Source organism: Vibrio sp. TBV020 (assembly GCF_046056895.1).
GTDB lineage: Bacteria > Pseudomonadota > Gammaproteobacteria > Enterobacterales > Vibrionaceae > Vibrio.
This window is the reverse complement of sequence record NZ_JBEEAQ010000003.1, coordinates 1089305-1110207: the sequence shown is the minus strand read 5'-3', so window position 1 is coordinate 1110207 and position 20903 is coordinate 1089305. Positions and strand designations below refer to the sequence as shown.

Annotated in this window: 16 protein-coding genes; 6 read left to right on the top strand and 10 right to left on the bottom strand. The window is 44.9% G+C overall.

Annotated elements, in window-relative coordinates; all coding sequences use genetic code 11:
* Positions 1-15: 15 nt before the first annotated feature.
* The 5 genes from AAFX28_RS13065 to fabB all read right to left on the bottom strand — a co-directional run bounded on the left by AAFX28_RS13065 (position 16) and on the right by fabB (position 8613).
* Positions 16-1206: a FimV/HubP family polar landmark protein gene (locus tag AAFX28_RS13065; RefSeq protein WP_408688244.1), complete on the bottom strand. Its 1191-nt coding sequence runs from the start codon at positions 1204-1206 to the stop codon at positions 16-18.
* On the bottom strand, positions 1181-4801 hold the full coding sequence (locus AAFX28_RS13060) for a FimV/HubP family polar landmark protein (protein WP_408688242.1): 3621 nt from the start codon (positions 4799-4801) through the stop codon (positions 1181-1183). Before AAFX28_RS13060 ends, AAFX28_RS13065 begins: the two co-directional genes overlap by 26 nt.
* A gap of 200 nt (positions 4802-5001) precedes the next feature.
* Complete coding sequence (locus AAFX28_RS13055) at positions 5002-6015, bottom strand: aspartate-semialdehyde dehydrogenase (protein ID WP_408688240.1); 1014 nt, start codon at positions 6013-6015, stop codon at positions 5002-5004.
* Positions 6012-7145, bottom strand: coding sequence for a 4-phosphoerythronate dehydrogenase (locus AAFX28_RS13050; protein ID WP_408688238.1), 1134 nt, complete (start codon positions 7143-7145; stop codon positions 6012-6014). Before AAFX28_RS13050 ends, AAFX28_RS13055 begins: the two co-directional genes overlap by 4 nt.
* Positions 7146-7401: 256 nt before the next feature.
* Entirely contained in the window at positions 7402-8613 is a 1212-nt protein-coding gene (gene fabB / locus AAFX28_RS13045) for a beta-ketoacyl-ACP synthase I (RefSeq protein WP_408688236.1), read from the bottom strand.
* A 128-nt stretch (positions 8614-8741) separates the two neighbouring features.
* Between fabB and mnmC the strand changes: the two genes are divergently transcribed.
* Positions 8742-10772 (top strand): bifunctional tRNA (5-methylaminomethyl-2-thiouridine)(34)-methyltransferase MnmD/FAD-dependent 5-carboxymethylaminomethyl-2-thiouridine(34) oxidoreductase MnmC, encoded by a 2031-nt coding sequence (gene mnmC / locus AAFX28_RS13040; protein WP_408688234.1) that lies wholly within the window; start codon positions 8742-8744, stop codon positions 10770-10772.
* Between the two features lie 81 nt (positions 10773-10853).
* Here mnmC and AAFX28_RS13035 read toward each other — a convergent pair whose 3' ends face one another.
* Together AAFX28_RS13035 and AAFX28_RS13030 are read right to left on the bottom strand one after the other, a co-directional pair.
* Positions 10854-11381: an NADPH-dependent FMN reductase gene (locus AAFX28_RS13035; protein WP_408688232.1), complete on the bottom strand. Its 528-nt coding sequence runs from the start codon at positions 11379-11381 to the stop codon at positions 10854-10856.
* A gap of 141 nt (positions 11382-11522) precedes the next feature.
* The gene (locus tag AAFX28_RS13030; RefSeq protein WP_408688230.1) at positions 11523-11786 is read right to left on the bottom strand and encodes a YfcL family protein; all 264 of its coding nucleotides are present in this window, start codon (positions 11784-11786) and stop codon (positions 11523-11525) included.
* A gap of 159 nt (positions 11787-11945) precedes the next feature.
* Between AAFX28_RS13030 and AAFX28_RS13025 the strand changes: the two genes are divergently transcribed.
* Together AAFX28_RS13025 and AAFX28_RS13020 are read left to right on the top strand one after the other, a co-directional pair.
* Positions 11946-14084, top strand: coding sequence for an LruC domain-containing protein (locus tag AAFX28_RS13025; protein ID WP_408688229.1), 2139 nt, complete (start codon positions 11946-11948; stop codon positions 14082-14084).
* 11 nt (positions 14085-14095) lie between these two features.
* Positions 14096-14578, top strand: coding sequence for a hypothetical protein (locus AAFX28_RS13020; RefSeq protein WP_408688227.1), 483 nt, complete (start codon positions 14096-14098; stop codon positions 14576-14578).
* Between the two features lie 36 nt (positions 14579-14614).
* Here AAFX28_RS13020 and AAFX28_RS13015 read toward each other — a convergent pair whose 3' ends face one another.
* Positions 14615-15145 (bottom strand): elongation factor P hydroxylase, encoded by a 531-nt coding sequence (locus AAFX28_RS13015; protein ID WP_408688225.1) that lies wholly within the window; start codon positions 15143-15145, stop codon positions 14615-14617.
* Positions 15146-15364: 219 nt separating this feature from the next.
* On the opposite strand from AAFX28_RS13015, the gene AAFX28_RS13010 reads away from it, so the two are divergent.
* A complete protein-coding gene (locus AAFX28_RS13010; protein ID WP_408688224.1) occupies positions 15365-15988 on the top strand; it encodes a trimeric intracellular cation channel family protein in 624 nt (207 codons plus the stop codon).
* A gap of 434 nt (positions 15989-16422) precedes the next feature.
* Positions 16423-18435, top strand: a complete 2013-nt coding sequence (locus AAFX28_RS13005) for a DUF885 domain-containing protein (protein ID WP_408688222.1) — start codon at positions 16423-16425, stop codon at positions 18433-18435.
* 21 nt (positions 18436-18456) lie between these two features.
* Here AAFX28_RS13005 and AAFX28_RS13000 read toward each other — a convergent pair whose 3' ends face one another.
* Positions 18457-19260 (bottom strand): EAL domain-containing protein, encoded by an 804-nt coding sequence (locus AAFX28_RS13000; protein WP_408688220.1) that lies wholly within the window; start codon positions 19258-19260, stop codon positions 18457-18459.
* A gap of 158 nt (positions 19261-19418) precedes the next feature.
* Between AAFX28_RS13000 and AAFX28_RS12995 the strand changes: the two genes are divergently transcribed.
* Positions 19419-19643 (top strand): hypothetical protein, encoded by a 225-nt coding sequence (locus tag AAFX28_RS12995; protein WP_408688218.1) that lies wholly within the window; start codon positions 19419-19421, stop codon positions 19641-19643.
* A 48-nt stretch (positions 19644-19691) separates the two neighbouring features.
* On the opposite strand, the gene aroC is transcribed toward AAFX28_RS12995, so the two are convergent.
* Positions 19692-20777 carry a chorismate synthase gene (gene aroC / locus AAFX28_RS12990; protein ID WP_408688217.1) on the bottom strand — a complete coding sequence of 362 codons (1086 nt, stop codon included), beginning with the start codon at positions 20775-20777 and terminating at the stop codon, positions 19692-19694.
* Positions 20778-20903 lie beyond the last annotated feature (126 nt).

The window sequence follows — 20903 nt, the reverse complement described above, 5'->3', positions numbered from 1 at the left end:
CTTTCATCTATCTAACTAAGACTTGTTAATTACGTCTATCAAGTTCTTCGCTTCTCGGCGAATCTCATCACTACCATCCACAATCGCCTCTTCCAGAAGCTTTCTTGCTCCTTGTGAGTCATTCATTTCAAGGTAGATTTTTGCAAGATCAAGCTTACCTGCTGCTTCAGAGTTGGCATCCACATCAGCACCAGCGCCAATGTCACCAATCACATCTGGGAAGTCGTTCAAACCAACATCAAGCTTAAGCTCTTCATCAATTTCTTGCGCTTCTTCTGACTCTACCTCTGCCATCAATTCGTCGATGGTGCGGTATTTGTTAGCCTGAGGGTTAAACTCATCTAAATCAGGCTGGTCTTCCCAGTTTTCGTCCAAAATCTGAGCTTGTTCCGGTTGGTTATCTTGTGACCAAACATCTTGCTCGTCCTCTGGGATATCATCCGAGATTTCCGCTTGTTGATCGGCGGACAAACTGAAACCATTCCAATCTTCACCAATTTCGAGCATGGCATCGATATCCATACCCGCACTGTCAGAGGTTGTCTCATCAATAGGAGCATCAAACGAGAAATTCGTTGACTGCGTATCATCTTCAGACAAAAGCTCATTAAACGTGCTTTCGTTGAATTCTTGACGCTGCATTTCAAGCTCATCCGATTGTGGAAGAGTATTCTCCGCAGGAATCTCTCCCAGCTCAGGAAGTTCTACTTGGTCCAATTCAAAGTCATCACTTTCTGCAGGCAACTCTTCCGACAGAGGCTCTAAGTCCATTAGCGCATCTTCTTCACCATATTCTGGTAAGTCCAAGTCACCAATCTCAAGTGATGCTTCTTCAGTCACTGGATCGGGCAATTCAAGCTCTAACTCAGAATCTGCTAATGCGTCTTCTTCGCTGAACTCCGGCAGCTCAAGGTCATCAATCTCTAATGATGGCTCTTCTGCTACTGGCTCTGGTATTTCTAGCTCAGGCGCAGCAGTCGCATCCGCTAGTGCGTCCTCTTCTCTGTACTCTGGCAGCTCAAGGTCATCAATTTCTAATGATGGTTCTTCTGCTACTGGCTCTGGGATATCAAGCTCAGGTGCTGCAATCGCATCCGCTAGTGCATCCTCTTCGCTGTACTCTGGCAGCTCAAGGTCATCAATCTCTAACGATGGCTCTTCTGCTACTGGCTCTGGAATATCAAGAATCAGGTGCTGCAATCGCATCCGCTAATGCATCCTCTTCGCTGAACTCCGGCAGCTCAAGGTCATCAATCTCCAATGATGGCTCTTCTGCTACTGGCTCTGGTATTTCTAGCTCAGGCGCAGCAGTCGCATCCGCTAGTGCATCCTCTTCGCTGTACTCTGGCAGCTCAAGGTCATCAATCTCTAACGATGGCTCTTCTGCTACTGGCTCAATATCAAGCTCAGGTGCTGCAATCGCATCCGCTAGTGCATCCTCTTCGCTGTACTCTGGCAGTTCAAGGTCATCAATTTCTAATGATGGCTCTTCAGCTACTGGCTCTGGAATATCAAGCTCAGGTGCTGCAATCGCATCCGCTAGTGCATCCTCTTCGCTGTACTCTGGCAGCTCAAGGTCATCAATCTCTAACGATGGCTCTTCTGTTACTGGCTCTGGTATTTCTAGCTCAGGCGCAGCAGTCGCATCCGCTAGTGCGTCTTCTTCGCTGAACTCCGGCAGCTCAAGGTCATCAATCTCCAATGATGGCTCTTCTGCTACTGGCTCTGGTATTTCTAGCTCAGGCGCAGCAGTCGCATCCGCTAGTGCGTCCTCTTCGCTGTACTCTGGCAGCTCAAGGTCATCAATTTCTAATGATGGCTCTTCTACTTGATCCTCTGGTTCAATAGCGGCATCCGCTACTTCAACTGCTGGCTCAGGTAATTCAGGTTCATCAATTAACCAATCATCATCTTGTGGAATGCCAAATTCATTTGGTGTTGCAGACGGCGTTGGAGACTCGTCAACGCTTTCATTCTTCGGGGCTTCAGGAGCTTCAGGAGCTTCAGGAGCTTCAGGAGCTTCAGGAGCTTCAGGAGCTTCAGGAGCTTCAGGAGCTTCAGGAGCTTCATCAGATGGTGCTTGGTTCTGCTCCTGTTGTGCAAGAAGATCTTCTTCAACAATCTCTGATTGCTCTGCGCCTGATTCTGAAATTACATCATCAAGTGCGACAGACGGAGACTCTTCCACCAGCACTGGCTCATCTTCTAACGAGGCACTCTCGACCTCATCAACAATTGAGTCTAACCAATCATCATCGTCTTGATTCTCATCATCCAGTTGAGACTGTGGTATTGCAGCCTCTTCTTCATCTAACTGAGAGTCTAATGTCGGTTGTTCTATATCTAGATCGTCATCCAAATCGAAATCTGGGCTCTCAACTTCTTCAATTGCAGAAGTTAGCCAATCATCTTCGTCTTCTTCTGGCTCTGGCTCTGGCTCTGGCTCTGGCTCTGGCTCTGGCTCTGGCTCTGGCTCTGGCTCTGGCTCTGCAAGACTCTGCTCGAGGTCAGGCATGTCAACAGCCGTTGTTTGTTCCGGCTCAACATCGTCTGGCTCGTCGAGATCGATTTCTTCTAAAAGCGGATCGGCTTCAGGAGCGACACTAAGCATGTCGTCGATAAAATCTTCACTAGCGAAGTCTTTATCATCTTGAGAATCTGCCAGTAGGTCTTCCGAGGATTCTTCTAAAACAGAATCTTGAGTCTCATCGATCGCAATTTCAGGTTGCTCAGCATTTTGCTTCTCGATATCAAGCAACTCTTCAAATAGATCCGTGCTGTCGTCACCCAAGTCATCTGCTTGCAAAGTCTCTGATTGAGATTCAACAACATCATCTAACAGCTCGGTACTTTCGTCTTGTAGCTCAACAGTGTCTGTCAGATCTTGACCAATCAGATCATCCAGCTCAGCATCTAAATCGAAGTCGCCTTCATCTTCTGAGTCAGTAAGAAAATCATCTAGGAGATCCGTACTATCTTCAGCAATCTCATCATCTGCGGTGATCAGCTCGTCAAAGAGATCATCACTACTCTCTTTAGTCGGAGAAGTCGTATCTAAATTTTGCTCATCCATGAGTTCATCAAGTAACTCGGTACTATCTGAACTAATATCAACGCTATCTTCCTCTAGCATCTCATCAAGCAGCGCCGTTTCATCAATAGCGTTTGCTTCCAGAGATTCTAGATCCGCTTGCGCATCCATTTGAGCGAAGATGTCATCGATCTCACTGTCAGAAGCTAAGCCTGACTCTGGTGAAGAGTCATCCGACTCATCACTTAGATCAAAACCGCCTTCATCTAACAGGCTATCGATATCTAAATCGTCACTTGAAGAATCTTGGGTATCATTAAACAAGTCATCGAGCAGCGCTTGATCGAGCTCGTCCGTACCGAGATCCTCTGCGTCGCCATCACCTGCTAGTAAAGAGTCAAAATCATCTTGAGACAGCTCGCCTTCGTCTGAGAGGTCAAACGCTTCTTCATCATCAGTACCATCGATGACTACTTCATCAAGTGCGCGCTCCATTTCTTCAAGGCCAAGTGCTTTTTCATCACCATTAACACTAATACCGTTTGAGCCTAGATCCGCATCGGCAAGAGATTCATCAAGATCGCCATCATCACCAATACCTGCGAATGGGTCGTCGCCATCTTCCCCTTCAAGGTTGAAGTCCAGATCGCCGTCGTCAAGATCAGCAAATACATCATCTGACTCATCTTCTGCCAACTCAGTTTCATCGCCGAATAGCGCTTCGCTGTCATCTTCCGACTCACCAAATAAGTCGTCATCAAGCAATAAGTCATCATCGATCTCATCGTTAAGCGTTTCTGGAACAACCGGTGCAACAGGTGGTGGAGACTGTTGTTCTACTGGTGCTTCAGACTGTTCTTCTTTTGAACGTCGGCCTAATAACATCATAACGATTAAGCCAATCAGTAAACCTGGGATGATAGCGAGCGCAGCAACCAACCATGTGTTAGAGAACAACTGCTCTAGAGCAGAAGGGGCAAGCTTTTGTTCTTCAGCTAAGCGTCGACGTTCCTCTTCGAGTAATTTTTCAACCTCGTTACGAATTCGATTTTCATCACCTAACTCATCTTTTAGAACATCCACTTCCGACTGAACATCCGCAAGCATTAATCTTAGCTTGTGGTTCTTCTCTTCAAGGGCAACAAGCTCCGTTTCAGACAGTTCTAGTTGATTTTCAAGTGACTTAACTTGCTGTTGTTTTTCGTTTTCAGCCAGAGCTTTCAAGTCGCTATCTTGAGCATTTGAAGGAGCCTGCTCTGCCTGAGGCTGAGGTTCTTCAATGGTAGGCTGTGCCGGTTTAGTAACTGGTGTAGCAGGTGTCACTGTTGTTGCTGGTACAGCTTTACCAAGGCGAGCTTGGTGCGCAGCCATCACATTGACTGCTTCTTGAGTACTAACACTTCGGACTTGGCTAAGTGAAGGGATTCGAATTGTACTTCGCGGGATCAATTCGTGGATATTCTGATTGTCAAACGCTTGAGGGTTGAGTTGGAAAATGGCGTAAAGCGTTTGCTGAACAGTCACACTGTTTGATGGTCGCAGTTCTGTTGCGATACTCCACAGTGTCTCTTGGCCAGTCGTTGGACCGTAAAAGCGAGAAGGTTCATCTGTCACACGTGTATTGCGAGAGAGCGGCTCTGAAAACTGGGGAGATGATTGAATCTCTCCATTCGGCCCTTTAAGACGAATGCTCTCTGCATTCACAATAGAAGTTTGAGTCACGGCAACCATCGCTAATGGCAATAGTAGACGCTGTAAAAGTCGACGCATATAAGGCTCAGCTATGTGCTCAATTAAATTAAAGACAATGATCTGTTAAATATATCGGATAAACTCACCAAAACTATAGGCGTAGAGGCAAAAAATGTGTGCCTAACGCCATAATCGCATTAATCTCACACAATTTTTCTTAATTCGATTAAAAAAGCCTCACACAATGGCGAGGCTTTACATATCAAGTTATCAACAGATTAGTAGTAATCTCGGATCAGCACTTCTGCAATCTGCACTGCGTTAGTTGCTGCACCTTTACGCACGTTGTCAGCAACGACCCATAGGTTTACACCACTGTGGTGGCTGATGTCATTACGGATACGGCCAACCATCACGTGATCTTTACCGCCAGCATCACGAACTTGAGTTGGGAAGTCATCACCATGGAAAACTTCAACGCCTTCTGTGTTCTCTAGTAAGTTAATCACTTCTTGAGCATCAATTGGCGCACATGTTTCTAGATGAATCGCTTCTGCGTGACCGTAGAATACAGGAACACGAACACATGTCGGGTTTACTGTAATAGCTGGGTCATTAAAGATTTTCTGCGTTTCCCAGACCATTTTCATCTCTTCACGGGTGTAGCCGTTTTCCATGAACTGGTCGATTTGAGGAATACAGTTAAAGGCAATTTGCTGAGAAAACTGCTCAGTTTCAGCCGGCATACCATTAAGTAGCTTCGCCGTTTGTCCTGCTAACTCGTCGATACCTGCTTTGCCTGCACCTGACACGGACTGGTAGGTCGAAACGTTGATACGCTCAATACCTACCGCATCGTGAATTGGTTTTAGTGCAACCAACATCTGAATGGTTGAACAGTTAGGGTTCGCGATGATGTTACGGTTACGGAATTCGGCGATCGCTTCAGGGTTAACTTCAGGCACAACCAGAGGAATATCATACTCGTAACGGAACTGTGAGGTGTTATCAATCACGATAACGCCTTCATCTGCTGCAATCGGTGCCCATTTCGCTGAAAGTTCGCCACCAGCAGAGAACAGAGCAATATGAACTTGTGACCAATCGAACTCTTCTACATTCTGAACTCGAACAGTTTTACCATTGAAACGGTATGTCTTGCCTTCGCTGCGCTCACTCGCTAGTAGGTAGATCTCTCCAACTGGAAACTTGCGCTCTTGTAGAACTTCAAGGATTGTTTCACCTACTGCACCAGTAGCACCTAAAACAGCAACATTGTATTGTTGGCTCATTGACTTACCTCAACCTGAAAACCTAATTTTTCTAGTGGTGATAGATTACTTGTTTCCTCACCGACTAATGTGACTGCACTGTACTCGCGACGATCCCAGTAATTTTTACGCATCAGGTCAAAAGAGCCTGGATTACTGATTTCACGGCGGAATAAGGCGTCATCTTTACGCACATCATAGACTAGCTGCGTGATGTTGTGCAGCGTTGCTTCATCCCACTCTCGATCCAACACCAATTGTGGTACAGGAGCAGTCGGTAGCAAATCGCTGGCATGCGCACGTAATTCATTACCTAAAAACTCGCAGTAGCTATTAAAGATCATTGTCGTACCACGAGCTTTACCCTCTAATCCGTAACCGGCTACATGAGGGGTTGCGAATGCTAGCAGAGGCAGAAGCTCCATATCAACCACTGGTTCAAACTCAAACACGTCTAGCGCTGCAATAAAGCCATCATTTTTCTGTAATCGCGCTTTAAGAGCAGCGTTATCTACTACTGGTCCACGAGCGGCATTAATTAGAATCTGATCACTGCGTAGATTATTGAGCACAGATTCATTGATAAGATGATGCGTTGGATAGTCACCATCACGAGTAATTGGCGTATGTAGAGTAATGATATCAGCTTGCTCGAGGAGAACTTCTAGCTCGGTGAATGTACGAGTATCCCCTTCCGCTTGCTTGAGCGGATCATTGATAAGCACTTTAAGGCCAATACCTTCAAGACATTTCTGTAGGTAGCTGCCGACTTGACCAGCACCAATAATACCTACCGTCTTATCAAACACTGAGAAACCGTGTTGCTGTGCAAGAAGCATCATTACGCTAAAGGCATACTCTGCAACACCTACTTTGTTACAACCCGGCGCTGCGGTGAAAAAGATGCCTTTCTCTTTTAGCAGCGCTTGATCAACATGATCCATTCCCGCAGTGGCCGTTCCGACAAACTTGAGTTTATTGGCCTTTTCAATTAGCTCAGCGTTAACTTTAGTCACAGAACGAATCATTAACGCATCTACATCTACTAAGTCTTCAGCAGTGAATGTGCGTCCTGATTTTAGTACTACCTCACCTAACTGGCTAAATAGCTGCTCAGCGTAAGGCATGTTTTCATCGATTAGGATTTTCATGAACTTGTATATTTGAATGGCAATTGAATTGATTGTGCAGAAAAGGCTCGTCACTGTCGAGGATTATACCAAACTGCAGATAGAAAAATGCCCGGCGTAATAGCCGGGCAATAGTCCAGAACAAAAGGATCTTAACCCGCTCTCCATGGGTTAAAGTCTGCGTCTGTTAGATTCACCTTTATGACTAAAGGTGAATCAGCTCTGGAAACTGGATTGCAGTATGTTTGGCCTAACGCCCACACCGCTGCAAATTCAGTTAGCCTTGGTACTTCTTGATAACTAGCGTAGCGTTTGTGCCACCAAAACCAAAACTGTTCGACATTACGGTTGTTAGCTCTGCATCACGTTTTTCAGTCACGATGTCTAGGCCTTGAGCCGCTTCGTCTAGGTTCGCTACGTTAATGCTTGGAGCAATAAAGCTGTTGTCTAGCATTAGTGTAGAATAAATTGCTTCGTGAACGCCGGCAGCACCAAGAGCGTGACCAGTCATTGCTTTCGTTGCAGAGATTGCAGGGCTGTTGTCACCGAATAGCTCTTGGATAGCACCAAGTTCTTTCACGTCACCTACAGGAGTAGATGTACCGTGTGTGTTTACGTAGTCGATGCTATCAACATCTTGCATCGCCATCTTCATACAACGCACCGCGCCTTCACCAGAAGGAGCTACCATGTCGTAACCGTCAGAGGTTGCGCCGTAACCTACGATCTCACCGTAAATTTTCGCGCCACGAGCTAAAGCGTGTTCTAGTTCTTCAATAACTAGCATGCCGCCGCCACCAGAGATGACAAAACCATCACGGTCTGCATCGTAAGTACGTGATGCTTTTTCTGGAGTCTCGTTGTACTTAGTAGAAAGAGCGCCCATTGCGTCAAACATCATAGTTTGAGACCAATCTAGCTCTTCACCACCACCTGCGAAAACGATATCTTGTTTACCAAGTTGGATAAGTTCCATCGCGTGACCAATACAGTGTGCAGACGTTGCACAAGCTGAACTCATAGAGTAGTTCACGCCACGGATTTTAAATGGTGTAGCTAGACACGCAGATACTGTTGAAGACATTGTACGTGGCACCATGTAAGGACCTACACGCTTAACGCCTTTCGCGCGCATTGTATCTGTCGCTACAGTTTGGTTTAGTGCTGATGCGCCACCTGAACCTGCAACGATACCAGTACGATCGTTAGACACTTGCTCATCAGTTAGGCCAGCGTCTTCAATTGCTTGCTGCATTGATAGGTATGCATAAGCAGCCGCATCACCCATAAAGCGCATCTGTTTACGGTCAATGTGCTCTGCTGGGTTAATTTTTAGATCACCCCAAACCTGTGAACGTAGGCCGTGTTCTTTAAACTGCTCAGACGCAGTAATACCAGATTTACCTTCTTTTAGAGACGCTAGAACTTCTTCGACGTTGTTACCGATACTTGAAACAATACCCATACCGGTGATTACGACTCGTTTCATTATGACATTCCTATAATTCAAAAATCCGCTAGATAATAACTAAGATAGCGGGGAAAAGTGGTCAGCTTTCCCTTAAAACCGTACAATTACCACAATATTATCGCTTCTATTTACATATTTCCGACACCATGACCACAATTACCAACGCGCAACTTGGCTGGAATGACGCTGGAACGCCAGTTTCAGACCAGTTTGATGACGTCTATTTTTCAAACGTGAACGGCCTTGAAGAGACTCGCTACGTGTTTCTTCATCAGAATCTTCTTCCTGAAAGATGGCAAACGTATGACCAAAGGCGTTTTGTAATTGCAGAAACTGGCTTTGGTACTGGTCTAAATTTCCTTGCCGTTTGGCAGTGGTTTGACAACTTTAGGCAGAAAAACCCAGATGCTGCTCTACAAGAACTGCATTTTGTTAGCTTTGAGAAATATCCGTTAAGCCAACAAGATTTAGTTAAAGCACATGATGCATGGCCAGAGCTGGCTGAGTACGCTAAAAAGCTACAAGCCCACTATCCGATTGCTGTACCTGAATGTCACCGTATCGTACTTGAAAACGGAGCGATTACACTCGACCTGTGGTTTGGTGATATCAAAGATTGTATGCCAAAAGTGCCTGTCCCTACACAGGGTTTAGTAGATACTTGGTTTTTAGATGGGTTTGCTCCAAGCAAAAACCCTGAGATGTGGAATCAAGACCTATTCAATGGTATGGCAACATTGGCAAAACAAGACTGTACCTGCGCTACCTTTACCGCGGCCGGTTTTGTTCGTCGCGGTCTAATTGAAGCCGGCTTTGAGATGAAGAAAGTCAAAGGCTTTGGTACTAAGCGAGACATGATTGCCGGCCATCTAGCTGAGAAAAAGCCTGACTCAAACTTCAAGCCTTGGTTCCACCGCAGTGCGAGTAGCTCTAGTGAATCTATAGCGATTATTGGTGGTGGTGTAGCGAGCGCCACATTAGCTAAAACACTGACTCGACGTGGTAAGCAAGTCACCCTTTACTGCCAAGATGATACTCCAGCTCAAGGGGCATCAGGCAACCGACAAGGTGCTGTATATCCGTTATTAAATGGTGCTCATGAAGGCGTGTCACGCGTATTTGCACCAGCTTTCTTGTTTGCGCGTCAGTTTGTCGAACAAGCAACCGAAACCGTTCAGTTCGATCATGATTGGTGTGGCGTAACGCAATTAATGTGGGACGAGAACGCTGCGACTAAGCTAGAGAAGATGCTGACTGGTGACTTCGATACTCAGCTAATTCACCGACTTGATGAATCTCAGACCAGTAACAAAATTGGTTTACCCATTGATATGCCAAGCGTCCATTACCCACTTGGTGGCTGGTTGTGCCCTGCGCAATTGACCCAAGGTTTGATTGAAGACCTACAAAGCGGCTCAAAGCTAAAAGCTCACTTCAACACAAAGATTGAACGCATGGCTTGGTGTGAAGAGAAGCAACAATGGACACTATATTCAGGTGAGCAACAGTTTATCCATGACACAATCATCGTGGCGAACGGTCATCAATTCGCAGAGTTAACACAGACAGCAGACATTCCTCTAGGGCAAGTTAAAGGTCAGGTTAGCCATATCCCAACCACCGATGATCTAAAACAGTTGAAAACCGTTTTGTGTTATGACGGTTACATGACTCCTGTAAACCCAAATAATGGTCACCACTGTATTGGCGCAAGCTACGATCGTTCTCATCTAGACAATGTTTTCGATCCTAGAGCCCAACAAGAGAACGGTGACAAGTTACGTAAGTGTGTACCAGATCAGAGTTGGCCCGAGCAAGTTGATACTTCTGGTGATTTGTCTCGCCAAGGGATTCGCTGTGTAAGCCGTGACCACCTACCATTCATTGGTAATGTCGGGGAGTTCGATGCGATAAAACAGGAATATGCGGAGCTGCATAAGAAAAAACCGGCACAAAATGCGGTCAATGTTCCGAGTCAGCCAAATCTGTTTTGCATGTTGGGCCTAGGTTCTCGTGGTTTAAGCTCAGCACCACTGCTTGCTGAAGTCCTTGCGTCGCAGATTTGTGGTGATCCTCTCCCACTGCCTATCGATGTGCTAGAACAGCTTCATCCAAGCCGTATGTGGGTAAGAAAGCTGCGCAAAGGCAAAGCTATCACAGAGCTCAATAACCAATAAACAAACTAAAACGCCTTCACTATACACAACATAGCGAAGGCGTTTTTAAAGAGAGTTACTGCTGCATTTTAGCGAATCGACTTAAGATGCTAACTCGCTAACGGCTTGTTTTACTTGCTCAGCGATTTCTTCGTTACGGAACGAGCCCGACTCTAGGTCGAAGTTGTCGTAAAAACTAGGAACTGAAACAGATGCTTTCACTTTAGCACCAAAGTATGGCGCTGAACCTGTTGCTGCACCTAACACCGTTTGAGCGCCACCTGGGCCTGGTGATGTCGCAAGGTAAACCACTGGCTTATCCTGAAATACATTGCGTTCGATACGAGTAGACCAATCAAATAGATTTTTGTACGCCGCTGTGTATGAACCATTGTGCTCCGCAAATGAAACAATAATCGCATCAGCTTCTGCTAAATCTGCCAAAAATGCTTTTGCACCTTCCGCTTGACCGATTTCCTTTTCTGTATCTTCGCTAAACATCGGTACTTGGTACTCATTTAGGTCGAGGACTTTAACGTCTGCTCCTTCAACTTGGTTGGCAGCATAAGCGGCTAATGTTTTGTTGATTGATGTAGAGCTGTTTGATGCACCAAATGCGATAATTTTCATAATCTTCTTCCTAATTTGTTTCCCCGTTGTGTGTTAAGAAGAATATCTGCCGGGCATAAAACCAACAACTATAAAAAATGTAAAGGGTTGTTCGAAATTTTCGAACAACCCTTTATTAAGTCGATATAAAAATGATTTGGATTAAGCAGCGTTAACCAGTTCTAACCATAAATCGTTAACGATAGTGCGGTCCGCAGGCGTCAGTTCTGAGCGCGCGGCTTCAAGGCTTGCTTGAATACGTTCTTTCAACGCTTCGACATCATCAACGCCTTCTTCTTCGCATGCTGCTGCCGATAAAGAAATATGACCTCGTAGATAGCCACCAGCAAATAGTTCATCGTCCGACGCCGTAGAAATTCGCGCATCGATTAGCTCAAGTAGCTGTTCTTCAAATTCAATAATCATTTCGCTTTATCGCCTAATTCAGTTTGATTCTCAAAAAGAGCGCCAAGCTTCTCACATTGACAATCGCAACGCAAACCCTCCGTACAGCAAGGGCTCACAGCATGGCATGGCCTGTGCAATCTCTCCAATATTCACCTTAGTTGAGCGAGGATAACGAGAATGAAAACATTCCAGATTGCTAAAACCAGCATACTTATCACCCTACTGCTTTGCGGTGGAAATGCCGCTCAGGCAGAAACGCCTTTTTCAAGCTGTCCGACACAAGCTTTCCTTATTCAAAACCCAACAGGGACTCCAATATCATTTGGTGTCAACATTGATGTCGGTAGCTATGTCACTCTAGACTCCAACCTTGGTAGCGCGAAACTTAATGGCGTTGGTTACAGCAAACATGATGATTTCATTTACGGCTGGGACTATGGTGCAGAATCTCTTTCTCGGATTGACTCTACCTTCACCAAAACTTTGTTAACGGTAACCAAACCTTCAGGTGCCCCTGCTTCAATCTATGTGGGTGACGTTTCACTCGATGAAAACGCTTGGTATGGCTATCGACCGGGCTATGGGCTCTATCGTATTGACCTTACAACACTTGTAATGGAGCTTTCTGCACCACCGAGTCAGTTTGGCAATCCTTCCATTTATGACTTGGCTTTTCACCCAGATAATAGCCTTGCGTATTCCATTGATTCCAATGGCTACCTATGGGAAATAGACGTCTCTTCCGGCACCACCAACAGACTCAATCAACTGCTAGACAAAAATGCACTCGGCTATCGCTTAACGTTTGGCGCTGTCTACTTTGATGTAGATGGTAATTTCTACGCAAGCAACAACAGTAACGGCTATGTCTTCAAAGTGTCCATCAATGGAGAGCAGTCAACCGCAGAGTTTTTTGCTTATGGCCCTTCAAGTAACTCTAACGATGGAGCCCGCTGTGCACTGGCACCTGTTGAACCAAGTGAATACACCGACTTTGGTGACGCGCCAGATAGCTATAAAACCACCTTTGCTCAATCCGGTGCTCGCCACGGTTTAACTGACCTAAAACTAGGTGCTCTTATCGACGGAGAAACGGATGGTAGTGTCTACCCTGATAGTGATGACAGCTCTGATGGCTCAAACGATGATGACGGTGTTGCCTTCCCAGTCCCTATTCAAGTAGGACAAACTAGTAAAATCATCGCCACTGCATCAGGCACTTCTGGAAGCTCAGTACTCAATGCATGGATTGATTTCGATCGTGATGGGGAATTTGAATCCAACGAGATTATTATTAGTGACCAATCAATGACAGATAGTACCTCTGATGTCTTCTTCTCTGTTCCGACGTGGGCCGTTGCTGGTGATACATGGGCTCGATTCCGTATCTCTAATACTTCTGGAATTGGACCAAGCGGTGGTGTCCCTGCGGGGGAAGTCGAAGACTATCAGGTAGAGATAACAGAAAGTGGTGTTGTTACAGAGATCTACCCTGGTGGCGGCGGCTATACAACATTTGCTTATGAAGACCAATACCCTATGGTTGGCGATTACGACATGAATGATGTTCTTATGAACGTCAAATTCACCGAATATCAGCTCAACGATCAAGTGATACGAATGAAGATCGAGGGTAAAATTGCGGCTCTTGGCGGCGATTATCACTCTGGGTTTGCTATTCGACTACCAAGTGTTGCGAAAGAAGATATCAAGTCTGATTCCGTTACCTTAACAATCAATGGTTCTGATGTTTCAGGTACAGTATTGGAAACAGATACGACGGACGCGGTTTTCATTATCCATGAAGACCTATGGGACATTACTGAGTCTGGTGAAGGCCCAGGTTGTACAATGTTCCGAACCCAAGATAACTGTGGTACTACTTACCGTCCAACGTGGAGCTTAACTTTCTCCCTCGAAAACGCTGTCGACACATCGACCATGCCAGACTTCCCTTATGACCCTTTCATTTTCGCCGCTCCGGGGCACTATTATGGTGATATTGGTCATCAACTCAGTGGCGGGTATCCGGGCCGCAGTTTAGAGATCCACCTTAAAAATCAAGCGCCAACCAGTAAATTTGACACTCGATACAAATCTTACGGCGTCGATGCTTCTTCTAGTGATACCCACTATCACAATACCAATGGTTTGCCATGGGCCATTGAAGTACCCACTACGTGGAAACATCCGAAAGAGCGTAAAAACATCCTAGAAGCGTATTCTTCATTTGCAGACTTCGCCCTTGATGCGAGTGGACAAACACAAGCCACTTGGTACACATCTCCAAACAACGCCATCATCTACATCGATTAGGAGACAAAATTATGCGTAACCTATCAATGAAATCCTATCTGACCCTTTTGTTTGCCACACTCCTAGTCGCTTGTGGAGGTGGCGGCGGTGATGGCGGCAGCGGTTCGTCATCTTCAGGTACATCGACAGGCTCTGGGGCATCAATCACTGCAAGTGGTCAGTCTCTCAAGCTCTCAGACTTACAGATCGACCATGATAATAATTTGGACTCCGTCTATAACGTCGATATTGATGTCAGCCTTCCGCACTTGGCCAGTTCTCAAGTGTATATCTCGGTTTGTGATAACAGTGTCGGTGGGTTGGAGAATGTGGATTACGATAAGTGCTTAATTAAGGCAGCGCTACAAAACGGGCAAGGACAATATCAGCTCCGTGTACCAAACCACTGCCCTTCGTTGATCGCCGTAGTTTCTGTTATGGAACCAAATACAGCTCCGTTAGTGTATACCCTTGATCATAACAACGATTCACAAACCACCTGGCTTATTCAATAGCGACATAAAAAACAAGCTGCACTCGGCAGCTTGTTTTTACTTCACTTCAAACTCAGCAAAAGATAATTCTGGAACTTGGTAAAAGGCTCTTAAAGCGTCCGATAGCATACGTACTCGCAAAGGAATCCCTTGTTCGAATATCTTACCTACCTCTCGGTGTACTTTAGCCATGAATTCCAATCGGTCTGGCTCAAAATCACCATTAAGATTGTCGCAGCTGACAGTAAAGGGAAAACCCGCACTCTTGGAAAGAATCCATTCATAGGCTTGAGGACGAATTTCGACTTTTTCAAACTCTGCTTGAACTTGCTCTGTACGACCATCAGGCTCATACCAGTAACCAAAATCTTCAAGAAGTCGACGTTGTGGCCCTGCAACACACCAATGGGCAATCTCATGCATTCCTGACGCATAGAACCCACGAGCAAAAATAATCCGATGATAAGGTTTCACTTCATCCGCAGGTAGGTAAATTGGCTCATCACCACCCAACTCTAATTTGGTGTTGTATTGGTCGAAAAACGTATCGTTAAAAATCGTGATTAGGTCTTGGTACTCGTGACTCATAGCTTAATTACAGAAGTTGGGATTTAGCGCTCGGCATTCTCGCATGTTTACAGTAAAAAGCAAATCCACACCCAAAGTGTTGATATTAGTTTTATTTATCTGAAAAACGTTTTCGTCTTCATAAAATCTCATTCGTCACAGATCACATTTCCCACTACACTCACGCCTTAAATTTATAAGATCAATCTGCCGTTTTCTGGCCTTTTTTGAGAATTCACTATGCTGCTAAGTGTTTTGTATATTATTGGTATTACAGCGGAAGCAATGACTGGAGCTTTAAGTGCTGGTCGCCGAAAAATGGATTGGTTTGGGGTAATGCTAGTCGCGAGTGCAACGGCTATTGGTGGTGGTACTGTTAGAGACATTCTACTTGGTCACTACCCACTCGGTTGGGTTAAAAACCCTGAATTTCTTGCGATCACTTGTGTCGCGGGTGTTCTAACGACTGGCCTAGCGAAATGGGTCATTAAACTAAAAGGCCTATTTATTAGATTGGATGCGCTTGGCCTGATTGTATTCAGTATCATTGGTACGAAAGTGGCGATGGGTATGGGCCACCATGCACTAATCTGTATGGTGTCGGCATTGGTTACTGGTGTATTCGGTGGGTTACTAAGAGATTTAATCTGTCGTCAAACACCACTTGTTTTACACGAAGAGCTTTACGCCTCAGTCGCTCTAATTGCATCAGGTCTTTATTTAGGGTTATTAGAGCTTGGTGTGAATGATGTCACCGCAACCATTTCGACGTTAATTGTCGGCTACTTACTAAGAATGGCGGCGGTTCGCTTCAAATGGCGCTTACCTTCTTTCCATCTAGAAACGGAAGGCTCTATACATTAAGCAAGCCTTAATAGCTGCGCTCTAACCTAGAGCGCAGTTCCCTTCGCATAAATATCCTTTGCTCTCCCGCTGAGTTCAACGTATTGTGACCTGCTCAATATTTCTACAAAAAAACTCACCTCGTATCTCGGCGAAAGCCCAAACAATATTCATAATTTGAGAGTGAAAGTGCACACTAAGCACGCACTATTGATTCAATTAATTGGAATTTCGGATATTCATTCAGGGTGAATAAAAGCGACTCTAACCGGTTAATTATTCGAGCAATTCTATTGTGATCTAATCCGCACCTTTTCCATCTTCACTTCTATAGCCTAATGGTTGCAGGGAGTTAACAGCGAATTTGGTTCAAATTGCCCCTATTCAAAGCAGTATAATAATCTATAAGCAACGATGAGCCAGAGATCCGAATAAATCCAAATAAGGACTTAAAGATGAAAAAGTACCTATCTGTCTCAACGTGCTCTGCGGTAATCGCATTAGTATTATCTGGTTGTAGTTCTACCTCAAATAACAATGCCTCTCAGCAGCTGAATCTACTTTTAGACAATTACTCCCAACAGGTATCTGAGCTCGACAGCAGTGAATTTGGCATCATCAACGACCAAATGACAGCAGTAAAACAAACGCTTGATCAGCGTTACCTGAACCAACTTCTTAACATTGATCGCAGCCAGCTAACTGATGAGGAAAAAGTCTATTTCGACACTTTCCGATTTGATCGCGAAATAGCCATTCGCGGCGCTTCATTTCCTAACGATCGATTTGGTAATCCTGACGTCCCAATCACACACTTTTATAACTTCATGCAGTGGAATGCCGAAGACGCGGGTGCAGCCATCAAAAAGACCGATGAAGGCAATTCATCAGAAAGCTATCATGAACAACTCGTTAAACTTAATGAGTACACGTCATGGGTGAAAAATCTACAAACTCAATATCGCCTCGGCCAAGTAGAACGAATTCAATTGCCAAAAGTATTAATTGAGCGTCTCTATCAAAACAGTTTAGATACTATAGTTGCGGATGATTGGGCGATATTAAAAGCAGGATTGAATGACTTACAAACTCAATCAGATTACAGTCCAGAATTTGTCGAAGAATATGCTCAATCAGTCAATCAAGCGATCACCGCAACCCAAGCTTTCTTAGACTATCTGCATGACGACTACATTAAAACAGCAAGAGGTACTGGTTCACTTAAGGATGAACACATCGGCTGGGGCGATTTACCAAATGGGCAATCTTGGTACCAATGGCATTTAGACAGAAACAGTACGACTGGAAAATCGGCGCCTGAGCTTCACACTATGGGAGAAACGCTAGTTGCTGAAGCTAAAGCGGAAATGATCCGCGTCGCTCAAGTAGTGATTAATAAGCGTGGACCAAAAGTCGATGCAATGTACCGAGATCCCACTACAAAGCGAGTCTCCATGCGAACTTTTAATCTGGTCGATGAGAATGGAAACGTTGAATTACCAGAGTTCTTTGCCTACCTCAACAGCGAACAATTCTTCTTCGGCCGTGATGGAAAAAACATCAATGGCACAGAATACGCTGAAGTCTGTAAAGAAGCCTCAAATCAATCGTCCTGTGAAAGTTCACTCGTTGATTACTATGCGTTTAAGAACAATGCCAATGATGTCGTGGCCAGTTACTTTAAACCTATAAAGACCGATTACAGCATAGAGCCAACCCCTGCAGGTGGTGAGCTTTATGATGGTGTCGCATCATACGATAGCAATGTATTTACACTTAATACCAACCCTGACTACAGCTTACAAAAATGGAATGTATCTACCCTTCTGCTACATGAAGCAGCGCCTGGGCATCATTTCCAAGATGCTTATGCCAAAGAATATCCACCCGCGAATATTCCGGGCTACATGGAAGATATATGGTACACCGCTTACGGAGAAGGCTGGGCACTCTACACTGAGTGGCTCGGTATCGAGATGGGGATTTATGGTGAGCTCAATGCGAAAGGACTACCTAACTTTATTAACGGCAAGGGGATGTGTCTTAAAGACATTGATTACAGCCAATTCCAAGGCGGCATCTATACCGATGAGCAAGAGTGTAATGCACTGCAATACTTTGGCAGCCTCAACGAAGCTCAATTGCGGAATATGCGCTTAGCGGTTGATACAGGTATCCATGCAAAAGGGTGGAGCATTGAGCAAGCTCGTGACTATATGAGAGCCAACTCAGCACTCGGAGATGGCGATATTGAATCTGAAAGCTATCGCTACGCTGCACACGTTGGTCAGGCCGTCTCTTATAAATCAGGCTACCTAGTGATTAAGGAGATGCTCGCAAAAGCACAACAACAGCTAGGGGATAAGTTTGATTACGCAGAATTCCATGATCAACTGCTGCGCTACGGTCAGCAACCGATGGAAGTCGTGCAAGAAAACGTCAACAACTGGATTGCATCGAAGGGTTAATACCACAGATGTAATCGTGCCTTAAACTAGAGCCAAAGGTTGGTATTGATCTAATCTTTGGCTCGGCATCGGCTTTGCTATCCAATAACCTTGGAAGTAGTCAACACCCGTTGCCTGACACATTTCAAACTGCTCACGAGTTTCTATTCCTTCTGCAATGGTTTTTGCCCCTATTCGTCGTGCCACTTCTACCGCTTGCTTAACAAACTTAGCATCACTGACGAAACTTCTATCAATTTTTAAATAGGGTGCGCGTATCTTCATCGCTCGTTCGGTTGTCGAATAGCAAGCCCCGTAATCATCCAATGCAGTGGCAATTCCATACTGCTCTAAATAGGCTTTACCTTGTAGAATACCTTGTAAATCAGACTCCTCAAACTCTGTAATTTCGTAGATGATCTGGGAACTGACTAAACGCAGGCAACGCAAGCGATGTATCAGATACTCGATAGATTCACGATGATTAGCTACCAGATTAAATACTGACGGAGACACATTGATAAAAAGTTTGCTGTTTCGGTAGATTGTGTGTGCGAGATTGATAGAGTGAAGCTTTCCACACAGTAATGTCGTAATCACACTCGCTTCACCACCAGGCTTCATGGATGAAAAATAGTGCCCTGGATTCAGAGGATATCCCTCTTTATCGTAAATTCTGACTAACCCTTCAAAAGCTAATACCTGCCCAGAGCTATCAACTATAGGCTGGAACACACTATGGAAAGTATTACCCTGATAAAAGCCATAGACAAACCCTCCTCGCTCATAGCGAACAAGATTTTGAATATAATCCATCTTAACTGAGTAAATAGACGCTAGCTCCACAATACACCTCCTTTGTGTTTACGCAATGTAACAAAATCATCGCGAAAGGAGCGTAAGCATGTGTAAGCAAAACCTTTACTTTTGCTTACTTAGCAAGCTTTGTAGTTAGGTCCAATTAATGGTGAAATTTACAAAACTATAAATTAAAAGTTAACGTAATGAGCCAAACACAACCACGCTATGCATTCGTATGTCCCAACTTACAAACCCTTTATGTAGAGCATCAAGGCCAACCTCTTGCTCTTGAAAGCCATTGCTACGATGAAATCACTGATTTTGCAGCACTCGCTATCGATGTTGCTGTTAAGCGAAATACTCGCGTTCTATTACTTGATAGGGAAAGTGGTAAGCAATTAGATTTCTACAGTTTCCTGATGGTATAAAAAAGCCCCGACATTTTGGTCAGGGCTTTGAGGAACAAATCTTAAAGATTAAATTTGTGGTGTATCGGTCGATACGCCATGGTTTTGGCCACGATGACGTAATAAATGATCAAGCACGACAATTGCAAGCATCGCTTCCGCAATTGGCACAGCACGAATACCAACACAAGGATCATGACGGCCTTTCGTGATTAGTTGGGTTGGTTCACCTTCTTTAGTGATAGTTTCACCTGGAACCGTAATGCTAGACGTTGGCTTAAGAGCAATGTTAGCGACGATATCTTGACCTGTAGAGATACCACCTAAGATACCACCAGCGTGATTGCTTGCGAATCCATCAGGAGTTAACTCGTCACGATGCTGGCTGCCTTTTTGATTAACAACATCAAAGCCATCACCGATCTCAACCCCTTTCACCGCGTTAATGCTCATCAGCGCATGCGCAATATCAGCATCAAGGCGATCAAATACAGGCTCGCCCAGACCAACAGGTACATTGGTTGCAACCACTTGAAGCTTGGCGCCAATAGAATCACCCTGCTTCTTTAAATCACGAATAAGTTGATCAAACGCCTCTACTTTGTCGGCATCAGGACAGAAAAATGCGTTATTTTCAATCTCATCCCAATCGACTTTGTCAATGGCAACATCGCCCATCTGAGACAGGTAAGCGCGAATTTCTACACCAAACTCTTGTTTAAGGTACTTCTTAGCAATAGAGCCCGCAGCAACACGCATAGCAGTTTCACGAGCTGAAGAACGACCACCACCACGGTAATCACGTACCCCATACTTTTGGTGGTAGGTATAGTCCGCATGACCCGGGCGGAATTTATCTTTAATTTCTGAGTAATCTTTTGAGCGTTGATCGGTATTTTCGATCAATAAGCCGATTGAAGTACCGGTGGTTTTACCTTCAAAAACACCTGATAAGATCTTTACCTCATCTGGTTCGCGGCGCGCTGTGGTATAACGAGAAGTGCCTGGACGACGACGATCGAGGTCAATTTGAATATCAGCCTCTGTGATTTCAAGACCCGGAGGGCATCCGTCGACAATACATCCTAGTGCGATACCATGACTTTCTCCGAATGTCGTCACTCGAAAATGTTGTCCGATACTGTTTCCTGCCATTACTTCCTCAAAATTTTTCGCTATGCATACTTTTCTCTGTATACATAATTTTACACTTCAATTGTTCGTAAATTCATAGTCGCCTTATTGCGGTTTGATGTAAACCCCTAATCACCAACTATTTTG